The sequence below is a fragment of the Flexistipes sp. genome (assembly GCF_036172515.1).
Lineage (GTDB): Bacteria > Chrysiogenota > Deferribacteres > Deferribacterales > Flexistipitaceae > Flexistipes.
The window spans coordinates 49,071-58,651 of the sequence record NZ_JAXKVW010000011.1; the positions used below are offsets into that span (position 1 = coordinate 49,071).

Annotated in this window: 6 protein-coding genes; 3 read left to right on the top strand and 3 right to left on the bottom strand. The window is 37.1% G+C overall.

Translation table 11 applies throughout. The features are described 5' to 3' along the window. Window positions 1–32: 32 nt before the first annotated feature. Genes carB through UMU13_RS08420 form a run of 3 tightly spaced genes read left to right on the top strand, consistent with a single transcriptional unit; the run spans window position 33 to window position 4,997 of the window. Window positions 33–3,269, top strand: a complete 3,237-nt coding sequence (carB, locus tag UMU13_RS08410; RefSeq protein WP_328218406.1) for a carbamoyl-phosphate synthase large subunit — start codon at window positions 33–35, stop codon at window positions 3,267–3,269. Window positions 3,270–3,285: 16 nt separating this feature from the next. After that, window positions 3,286–4,086 (top strand): dihydroorotate dehydrogenase electron transfer subunit, encoded by an 801-nt coding sequence (locus UMU13_RS08415; RefSeq protein ID WP_328218407.1) that lies wholly within the window; start codon window positions 3,286–3,288, stop codon window positions 4,084–4,086. Next, entirely contained in the window at window positions 4,083–4,997 is a 915-nt protein-coding gene (locus tag UMU13_RS08420; RefSeq protein WP_328218408.1) for a dihydroorotate dehydrogenase, read from the top strand. Before UMU13_RS08415 ends, UMU13_RS08420 begins: the two co-directional genes overlap by 4 nt. A 189-nt stretch (window positions 4,998–5,186) precedes the next feature. On the opposite strand, the gene UMU13_RS08425 is transcribed toward UMU13_RS08420, so the two are convergent. Genes UMU13_RS08425 through UMU13_RS08435 form a run of 3 tightly spaced genes read right to left on the bottom strand, consistent with a single transcriptional unit; the run spans window position 5,187 to window position 9,580 of the window. Then, on the bottom strand, window positions 5,187–6,569 hold the full coding sequence (locus UMU13_RS08425; protein WP_328218409.1) for a sigma-54-dependent transcriptional regulator: 1,383 nt from the start codon (window positions 6,567–6,569) through the stop codon (window positions 5,187–5,189). Further along, window positions 6,550–8,715, bottom strand: coding sequence for a sensor histidine kinase (locus UMU13_RS08430; protein ID WP_328218411.1), 2,166 nt, complete (start codon window positions 8,713–8,715; stop codon window positions 6,550–6,552). Before UMU13_RS08430 ends, UMU13_RS08425 begins: the two co-directional genes overlap by 20 nt. A 46-nt stretch (window positions 8,716–8,761) precedes the next feature. Next, entirely contained in the window at window positions 8,762–9,580 is an 819-nt protein-coding gene (locus tag UMU13_RS08435; protein WP_328218412.1) for an ExeA family protein, read from the bottom strand. Window position 9,581 lies beyond the last annotated feature (1 nt).

The window sequence follows — 9,581 nt, forward strand, 5'->3', positions numbered from 1 at the left end:
TGTTAATCTGCAGATACTTTCCAGGAGGAAATATGCCCAAAAGAACAGACATCAAGAGTATTCTGATAATAGGCTCAGGACCTATAGTGATTGGTCAGGCATGTGAGTTTGATTATTCCGGAACCCAGGCACTTAAAGCACTTAAGGAAGAGGGGTATAAAGTCATTCTTGTTAATTCCAACCCGGCTACAATTATGACGGATCCGGAGCTTGCCGATTCCACATATATTGAACCTCTTAACTCCGAATCTTTGGAAAGTATTATATCAAAAGAAAAACCCGATGCACTGCTTCCAACCGTGGGAGGACAAACCGCGTTAAATGTTGCATTGGATTTGGACAAAAAGGGTATACTGGAAAAATATTCAGTTGAGCTGATCGGTGCAAATATAGAGGCGATAAACAAGGCAGAAGATCGTGAACTTTTTAAAGATGCCATGACAAAAATAGGCCTGGGTATGCCGAAAAGTGCATATATCAGGTCCTATCAGGCAGCCATGGATACTATTGATGAAATCGGTTTTCCCGTAATAATAAGACCTTCATTTACTTTGGGCGGCACAGGTGGAAATGTTGCATACAATATGGAAGAGTACAGGGATTATATAACGTGGGCATTGGAAGCCTCTCCTGTACATGAAGTGTTAGTGGAAGAGTCCATAATAGGGTGGAAAGAGTTTGAGCTGGAAGTGATGAGGGATTTGAACAACAATGTTGTGATTATCTGTTCCATAGAAAATTTTGATGCAATGGGTGTCCACACTGGTGACAGCATTACCGTTGCTCCGGCACAGACACTCACCGACAAAGAGTATCAGGAACTCAGAAATGCTGCAATAAATGTTATCAGGGAGATAGGGGTTGATACAGGCGGGTCAAATGTTCAGTTTGCTGTAGATCCCAAAACGGGCAGACAGGTTATTATAGAAATGAACCCCCGAGTTTCAAGGAGCTCCGCTCTTGCTTCAAAAGCCACAGGTTTTCCAATTGCAAAGATTGCAGCTAAACTTGCCGTTGGCTATACACTTGATGAGATACCCAATGATATAACCAAGGAAACACCGGCTTCTTTTGAGCCCACAATAGATTATTGTGTTGTTAAATTCCCGCGGTTTACATTTGAAAAATTTCCGGGAAGTAACGACACATTAACAACTCAGATGAAATCGGTGGGAGAAGTAATGGCCATAGGGCGTACATTCAAGGAGTCTCTGCAAAAATCGATAAATTCTCTGGAAATAGGCAAAACAGGCTTTGATGAGATTTTTGAAGAAAATATGCTGGAAGATGAAAATGTTCTGGATGAAATAGTCAACTATTTAAAGCGCCCCACAGACAAAAGAATCTGGTATATTGCAGAGGCGTTCAGAGCCGGTTTTACAGTGGATCAGATTTATCATTTTTCACACATTGATCCGTGGTTTTTGAATAATATAAAAGAGATTATTGACTTTGAATATATCCTGAAAAATAACAGCAATCCCGATTATAATGTTCTGAAAAAAGCTAAGGAGCTGGGTTTTTCCAATGCAAGATTAGCACATTTATTGGGAAAATCTGAACTGGAAATAGAAGAATTGTTGGCAAACCATTGTATTGAAACGGTTTATAAAAGAGTGGATACGTGCGGGGCTGAGTTTGAATCCTATACCCCTTATCTGTATTCCACTTTTGAAGAAGAATGTGAGGCAGATGTTACAGACCGTAAAAAAGTTGTGATTCTTGGAGGCGGACCGAACAGAATAGGGCAGGGGATAGAGTTCGATTATTGCTGTGTGCATGCTTGTTTTGCCCTTTCCTATATCGGATATGAGACGATAATGATTAACTGCAATCCCGAGACTGTAAGTACAGATTATGATACATCCGACAGGCTTTATTTTGAGCCTCTTACAAGGGAGCATGTGTTAAATATTATCAAGAAAGAAAATCCGGACGGTGTAATTGTACAATTCGGCGGCCAAACACCTCTTAAACTTGCCGGAAGCCTGGAAAATTCTGAAGCGAAGATACTGGGAACATCTCCTGACAGCATTGATATTGCTGAGGACAGGGAGCGTTTTAAGGATATGGTAAACAGGCTGGATTTAAAACAGCCGCCTAATGATATTGCCATGAACTATGAAGATGCCTTTCGTATTGCTGAAAGAATTGGTTATCCGGTGGTAGTCAGGCCGTCATATGTTTTGGGCGGAAGAGCTATGGAAATTGTTTATGATGAAGACTCTCTTGAAAATTACATGAAATATGCCGTTGAGGCGAGTGAAGAGCACCCTGTTCTTATTGATAAGTTTCTTGAAAATGCTGTTGAAATAGATGTTGATGCGCTGAGTGATGGTGAAAATACTATTGTGGCAGGCATTATGCAGCATATTGAAGAGGCCGGTATCCATTCAGGAGATTCAGCATGCTCTATACCACCCAGAAGTATTTCCAAAGAGATGGAATCAGAGATTATTAAACAGACAAAACGGATAGCCGAAGAGTTGAAAGTTATAGGACTGATGAATATTCAATATGCAATAAAAGATGGAGATATATATCTTATTGAAGTTAATCCCAGAGCTTCCCGAACAATCCCCTATGTCAGCAAATCTGTTGGTATACCACTGGCTAAAGTTGCTGCAAAGGTTATGCTCGGCTATAAACTAAAAGATATAGGCATTGAAGATGTTAAGAAGAATAAGTTTTATACAGTGAAAGAGTCTGTGTTTCCATTTATAAAATTTCCAAATACAGACCCTATCCTGGGCCCCGAAATGAAATCCACCGGTGAGGTTATGGGCATAGATACAACGTTCGGAAAAGCTTTTTACAAATCGCAGCTTGCCGCGGGTAACGTTTTGCCCAAAAAAGGTAAAGTTTTTATCAGTGTTAAGGATTCTGTCAAAGATAATATAGTAACTGTGGCGGAAAAACTGAGTAATATCGGGTTTGAAATCGTTGCCACCAGCGGTACTCACAAGTATCTGGTTGAAAACAATATTAAGGCTGAACATGTTCTGAAGGTTCAGGAGGGAAGACCCAACATTGTTGATTTGATAAAAAATGGCCAGATTGATTTTGTTATTAATGTACCTGCCGGTAAAAAATCGCGGCTGGATGCTCATTCTATAAGAAGAGCTATTTTAAGTTATAATATTCCATATGTTACCACAATTGAAGCTGCAGAGGCTTCTGTTAACGGAATAGAAGCTTATAAAGACCAGGGGCTTACAGCAAAATCGCTTCAGGAATATTATAGGCAGATGCAGACAAAATATTATTAATCCCTAAGGAGTTGCTGTGGAAGGAGTGGTAGTTGATAACAGACTGTTAAACGACAAATACGGCTTAATGTGTATTGAGTCACCTGAGTTTGTGAAGAATGCAAAACCCGGTCAGTTTCTGATGATTAAAACCCAGCTGCACAATTATCTGTATGACCCTCTTTTAAGGCGTCCTCTGGGAATATGCGATGTTAATCTGAAAAGAGGCACGTTTTCCCTGCTGTATATGATTATCGGAAAAGGAACCAAACTACTCTCAAATATAGCTAAAGAAGCAGTTATAAGCTTTTCTGAACCATTGGGAACTCCTTTTAACCTGACGGCGGACAAAAAAATAGCTGCTATTGGGGGCGGAGTGGGGATAGCTCCTATGCTATTTTTGACGAAAACACTCTACGAGAATAACAGTGTGGATGTATATTACGGAGGAGCGGAGGAAAAAGACATTTTGCTTACACATGTTTTTGAAAAATACTCGAATAATATGAAAATATCCACAAATGACGGAAGTGTGGGAAAAAAAGGTTTTGTTACGGATTTGGTTGAAAATATAGACAGTTATGACAAAGTTTATGCATGCGGTCCTAAACCTATGCTAAAAGCTGCGTTTGAACTGGTAAAAGATATAGGCGAAATAGATTTTGAAGTATCTTTGGAGGAGCGTATGGCTTGTGGAGTAGGTGCATGTCTTGGCTGTATAATATATATTAATGATGAAAGGACCGAAAAAATAAAACAGGTAAGATGCTGTGCAGAAGGGCCGGTTTTTGATGGAAAACAGATTGTATGGGATACGGTATGCAAGGAGCAGTTATGAATAATCCGCTCATAACTGAAATTTGCGGTGTTAAATTTAATAATCCACTCATAATGGCCAGTGGTACGTTTGGTTACGGTCTGGAATATTCAGAAATAATCGATTTAAATAAAATAGGCGGAATCTCGGTAAAAGGAATATCACTGAATGAGGTTCAGGGTAATCCAATGCCCAGAATAATGGAAACACACGCAGGGATGTTAAATGCCATCGGGTTGCAGAATGTGGGAGTTGAAAAATTTATAAAAGAAAAACTACCGGGAATTAAGAAATACAGCACACGGATTATAGCAAATTTCTGGGGAAAAACAGTTGATGAATATGTTAAAGTTGCAGAGGTTCTGGATAAAGAAGATGTGGACATGCTTGAAATGAATATATCATGTCCCAATATAAAAGAAGGGGGCATAGCATTCGGAACAGATCCGAAAATGACCTTTGATGTGGTCAGTGAAGTAAAAAAAGCAGTAAATAATAAACCATTAGTTGTAAAACTATCTCCAAATGTCTCGGATATAAGTATATTTGGCCGTGCAGTTGAAGATGCCGGTGCAGATGCTGTCAGCGCCATAAATACGCTATTAGGTATGTCTATCAACACAAACACACGCAAACCTTTTTTATCTAACGTTACAGGAGGGCTCAGCGGCCCGGCAATCAAGCCTGTGGCAGTAAAGATGGTTTATGACTTGTATAAAACAATCAGTATTCCGATTATCGGCATAGGCGGGATAATGAACTACAAAGATGTGATAGAATTCTATTTAGCCGGAGCAAGTGCTGTTCAGATAGGAACAGCAAACTTCGTAGACCCTGAAATTACCCTTGAGATAATCAAAGACCTGGAAAACTATTGCATTGAAAATAAAATAGCTAATATTTCCCAGCTCAGCGGTGGAATAGTTGTTTAATTAGCTGGCTTATTGGTTAATTTGTGAATCTGTAAAATAGCTATCCAATATTAAAGTTTAAACATAGGGCTAAAATAAAGGAACAAATAATGCCTATCGCAATAACGTCCGATAAGATATATTATGTTAAGTTTACACGAAAGCGTACAAATATTTTTATACCCAGCATACCTCCTTCTTTCCCGGGAGTTAATCCCTGAATTGATCCAAACTGTAGTCTTTAATTTTTTTGTGAAGATATGTTCTCTCTATTCCGAGATATTTAGCTGATTGGGATACGTTCCATTTTTTGTTTTGCAGTGTCTTTAATATGTAGTATTTTTCAAAGCGCTCTTTTGCTTTCTTCAAATTGTCATTTCTGTAAATGATTGTTTCCATTTCTTTTTCGACGTCTTTTTTGTTATTGGATGCAAAATTTTTCATTATAAATTCCGGTGCATCCTTTACTGTTAATATGTCATTTTCTGTTAGTACAACCATTCTCTCGATGATATTTTTAAGCTGTCTAACATTTCCCGGCCATGTGTACTCCATAAAAATATCCATCAGATTTTTATCAATTTTCTTTATCTGTAAACCGTTAGTTTGACAGGATTCTTTAATAAAGTAGTTTGTTAACAGTGGTATATCGTCTTTTCTTTTTCTCAACGGGGGTACATAAATGGGAATTACGTTTATCCTGTAATATAAGTCTTCTCTAAAATTGTTTCTGTCTATCTCTTTTTCCAGGTCTTTATTCGTTGCAGAAATAATTCTGAAATCGGATCGGATTACTTCATTCCCCCCTACCCGTGTAAATTCACCTGTTTCCAAAACCCTTAAGAGTTTGGCTTGTAAGTTAATGTCCATATCACCAATCTCATCGAGGAATATTGTACCTTTGTTTCCGTTTTCCAGCTTACCTATTTTTCTGCTTGCAGCTCCGGTGAATGCTCCTTTTTCATAGCCGAACATTTCACTTTCCATCAGCTCACTTGGAATTGCTGAGCAGTTTATTTCGACAAATTTGTTGTTCGATTTTTTACTGAGTAGATGTATTAACCTGGCGACATGCTCTTTGCCTGTTCCGTTTTCACCAGTTATTAAGACCCAGGCATTTGTGGGCGCAATCTTTTCTATTCTTGATTTCAGCTGCTTTACGGGTTCACTGGTTCCAATCAGTTCGTATTTTTTCAACAGATTAAATTTGTATTCTTTTAAGTCTGATTTGAGTTTAAGTTTGTCTTCCAAGTGCTTTATAATTAAGATTATTCTGTCAAGGGACAGAGGTTTTTCCAGGTAGTCGTATGCTCCGTATTTTATTGTTTCAACGGCGTTTTCAATATTCCCATGTCCGCTTATCATAATGACTTCGGTTTCTGGAAAATATTTTTTGATTTTATGTAGTCCTTCACTACCATCGTGGTCTGGCAGCCAGATATCCAAAAAAATCACATCGAAAATTTCATGTTTTAATTTTTTCATTCCGTCATTGAAGTTGAGTGCATATTCAGCTTCATAGCCTTCATCGGTTAATATGCTTTGTATAGTGGTACATATGTTTATTTCATCGTCAATTATTAGTATTTTCATTACTCACCTGTGCGTACGGTAATTTTATATTAAATGTTGTATATTTATTTTTTTCGCTGTCTATTTTAACGCTTCCGGAGTGTTCTTCAATAATTTTTTTCACAATTGCAAGGCCCAGGCCGGTTCCATCCGGTTTTTTGCTGAAATAAGGCATAAATATTTTTTCAATATCATTCTTGTCTATACCTGCACCATCGTCTTTGAATACTACCTTTACCCAATTTTTGTCTCTAAAAACATCTATAAAGATATTTCCGTTATCATTTAGTGCATGAATGGAATTATTTATTAAATTCAGAAACATCCTTTTGATTTGTTGTTTATCCGCATAAATTTCTAATGATTCATCAATATTCTTGTGGAAATTTATATTTGGATGGGACTGCTGATATATAAATACTACTGAATCTACCAACTTACTGATATTAAAATATTCTTTTTTAATTTCCGGCAGCCGTGCAAAGCTGTTGAATTCATTGACAAGGTTGTACAACTCATTTGCTTCGTTAATAACAGTTGACATGCTTTCTTCGAGCATTTGTTTCATCTCTGCATCATCAAGTTTTTTCACTTTTCTTAGCATCCGCTCTGCTGAAAGTTTTATGGGAGTAAGCGGATTTTTTATTTCGTGGGCAATTCTTGTAGCAATTTCCCTCCAAATGTTTATTCTTTGCAGCCTGACAACCTCTGAAATGTCATCCAACACTAAAACTATATTTTCTAAATTATTCCTGTCTAAAATTTTTGAGATTGTAACGGTAAAAGTGCGGTTATCTCCGTTTACAGACAGTTCTGTCTGAAAATTAGTAAAACTATCTTCGCTTTTAATAAAGTTGTTAAGAAACTTTTTGAGTTTTTCATTTGTAAACTGGTTCTCTGAATTTACAAATTTCTCCCCTATTCTGTTCACTTTAAGTATTTCAAGACTGCTGTTAAGAAGAAAAATTGATGATTTTACATTTTTAAAAATAGTGTCTATGTATTGGTTATCTTTGGAAATTTGGTTGTACATTTCCGAAAGTATTTCATTTTTCTTTTTTAATTCCTCATTATGCAGCCTTAATTTTTGTGTCATATCGTTGAATGATTCCACCAGAAAACCTACTTCGTCATTGCCTGCCTTATCAAGTACCACATCGAGGTTTCCTTCTGAAACCTGGTGAGATGCAGAGGTAAGTTTTTCCAGGGGGTCTGTAATGCTCTTTGCAAAGAGAAGGCTACCCCAAATACCGGCAAATACAACAAGTAAGGTCATCATAACTAATAAAATTTTATATGAATTTTCTATAGGTTTTGAATAAAATTTAATCTGTCTGTAGTTGTTATAGGATTCCAGAATACGGGAAACCTTTTCCGCTTGTTGTGCAGGAACGGTTTTATAAACAAAAAGCGCTCCAAGAATGATGTTATCATTAACGGTGGAGGAAATCGGCTGTCCCACCCAGTAAACCTGCTTGTTGCTGAAAAATTTATATTGTGCAACTTGGGAGCCGGATAATACTTTATTCAGCTCTTCATTTCCTATGATAATGGACAGATAAATATTCTTGTCTATGCTGATCAGCTCTGTTTTTTGGTTATTATAGATACCAATTCCCCGAATTCGGTTGTCCTTCATATAGCCTCTTACAAATTCGGCCATTTCATCATAATTTTTATGGAGGAGGAATCCTTTGGAGGTTATAAGTTTGGAAAGAATACTTGTTTGTTCGATAATATCCTGTTCTACCTGGTTTTGATATCGCTGCATCAAATCGATAGAGTTTTTTAGTGCCAATTCCACCTGGGCATTGAACCATTTGTCTATGGAATTGTTTATTATTGCATTTGAAAAGGTGAAGACAACCGCTACCGGGATCACAGTAAGTATAATGGAAAATATTACCAGTTTGCTCTGAAGTTTTGTCCCGAATACATTTTTTCGTTGATCCAGAAGCAGTTTACCCACTTTTCTGAAAATAACGATGAGAAGAACAAGCAGTAAAATGATATTGATATTTACTAAAAGAAAGATTGATATATTTGAATACCAGGGGAAATCGGAATTGACTAACTGGGAGCTGGCAATGAAATTAAGTATAACTAAAATAATGGCAAATAAAGAATACCATAAAACTTTACTTTTTTTACCAATGTATTTTATCAATCACTGCTCCGGCCTTCTGCTTTTTTTCGTTTAAATAATAAAAAATTTATAAGGCTAACAGACCCAAATCATTTACGACCTGATCAACAGTTTCTTTTTTTATAACTTTTTCTTTTATAAGATATGATTCAAACATGGCATTGTCACAAATTGTGTTTATAACTCTGGGGATGCCACCGGAAGCTTCAAAAATGGATCTGTAGGCATCATCAGCAAAAAAATTATATTTAGCGCCTGATACTTTTATCCTGTGCATAATGTAATTTTTGGTACTTTCAAAGTCAAGCTGCTTTAGTTCGCATTTTAGTGCAACCCTTTGTCGTAAAGGTTCATCTACTGAAAGGTTAGTTTCCAGCTCGGGCAGCCCAAAAAAAATAAATGTCAGCAATTTCCCAAATTCGTCCTCAAAGTTCAGAATACCTCTGATTTCTTCCATGACATCTCTGTGTTTAAGCATTTGTGCTTCATCAATCAAAATGACAGCTTTCTTCCCTTTCTCATTGAGCTCATACAGTCTTTTGTACAGAGCTGTTAGCATTCCAGGTTTATCTGTCGATATATTTTCAACGTCCATTTGGGTGCATATTTTTTTTAGTATCCATTCGGAAGTAATTTCCGAATGAACCACAATCATTAATACGGTTTCATATTGCTGAGGATCCAGCTCTTCAAAAAGTAATCGGGCAAGGGTAGTTTTCCCTGTGCCGATTTGTCCGGTTACAAGGGCAAGCCCTTTACGGTTTTCAATGATATGCCTGAGCCTGGTAAGAGTTTCCTGGTGTGGTTTTGATGAATAAAAATACTTCAAATCCGGGGCATTGTTAAAAGGCAGTTCTTTAATCTGGAAAAACTCTTTTACACTCATA